The sequence below is a fragment of the Oleiphilus sp. HI0079 genome, from assembly GCF_001635105.1.
The window spans coordinates 1-1,185 of sequence record NZ_LWFT01000841.1 but is presented as its reverse complement, the minus strand read 5'-3'; the positions used below and the strand labels follow the sequence as shown (position 1 = coordinate 1,185).

At 47.3% G+C, this 1,185-nt stretch carries 2 protein-coding genes; one reads left to right on the top strand and one right to left on the bottom strand.

All coding sequences use genetic code 11. The annotated features are described in order from the left end of the window. Positions 1-269: 269 nt before the first annotated feature. Positions 270-833 (bottom strand): HD-GYP domain-containing protein, encoded by a 564-nt coding sequence (locus A3750_RS15715; protein ID WP_156498638.1) that lies wholly within the window; start codon positions 831-833, stop codon positions 270-272. A 37-nt stretch (positions 834-870) separates the two neighbouring features. Here A3750_RS15715 and A3750_RS15710 point away from each other — a divergent pair. Beyond that, positions 871-1,185, top strand: a 315-nt coding sequence (locus A3750_RS15710) for a hypothetical protein (RefSeq protein ID WP_156498637.1), incomplete at its 3' end; no start/stop codon positions are given.

The following is a 1,185-nucleotide window of genomic DNA, read 5'->3' as shown; positions in this document are numbered from 1 at the left end:
CAGCGTTGTTGCGCGAACTTCAGGCGCAGGCTTGCAGTGTTCTCGATCATCCATCCGCTCCGGCAACGTATTATTGGATTTTTGTCGTTACATTTGAGCCAAAATGCTCTTTAAGCATTGCGCTATTAGAGCATGTTTCACTCAAGCCCTGTATCGTTAGCGCTTGAGCTAGATCACTTACTTTGAGGTTTTAGAGAAAGTGCTTTCTTTATGATGCGTGGAATTCACTGACAGCGTGGCGGAGGCAGCCTATCAATCTTTGTTGTGGATTAATCGGGATAGGCACGCTGTATCTCAAGAAGTTTTGCTTCATTCTCGAACAGTAGATCAACCAACTCTGGCTGAAATTTAACGCCATTCATTTCCACAAAGAACTTTCTTACATCTTCAATATCCCAAGCGTGTTTATAGCTGCGCTTGTTGATCAGTGCATCAAATACATCTGCGAGGGCTGCAATTCTGGCAAAGATGGGGATGTTTTCGCCTGCGATGCCTTTGGGATAGCCTGAGCCATCCCAGTTTTCATGGTGACCGACGGAAACAACGGCCCCGGCGCGCAGTACTTCCAGCTCCGATGAGGCTAGAATGTCGTGCCCGATTTGGGCATGCGTTTTCATGGTTTCCCACTCCTCTGGAGTGAGTTTGCCTGGTTTGTTGAGTATGTGATCCGGAATCGCAATTTTGCCAATGTCGTGTAATGGCGCTGCTTTATACAAGATTTTAACATCATGGCGATCTAAGCCGTAGGCCTCGCCAAGAACCTTACTGGTTAAGGCCATCCTTTTAACGTGATTGCCCGTTTCTTTGGAGCGGTTCTCAACCGCATCAGTCAGAGCAAGTGAATCAAATTATGGCGACGCATCAGCGTTTGTGTCTCAGGGCATTGGCAATGCTAGGTTAAATACCGGTGTTGCTATTACGCGCCAAGGTGATCAAGACCTAGCATACAACTATACGTCACCGTACGATGGTCTTCAGTATGCAAGTGAGCGTGCCTACGATTATAAAGACGTGAGCGTGTTTTCAACGGTATCCGGAGAAATTGCTGAAAGCACCCGATACAAGTTGACGGCTTACATCGATGATTATCAGGCCGAGGGATTTCCGGGGCAGGGCACGCAATTTTTCGCGCGCTTACCAGCCAGCTTTGATTTGCAATCGGTCAGTTTAACTGAAGACAAAGAT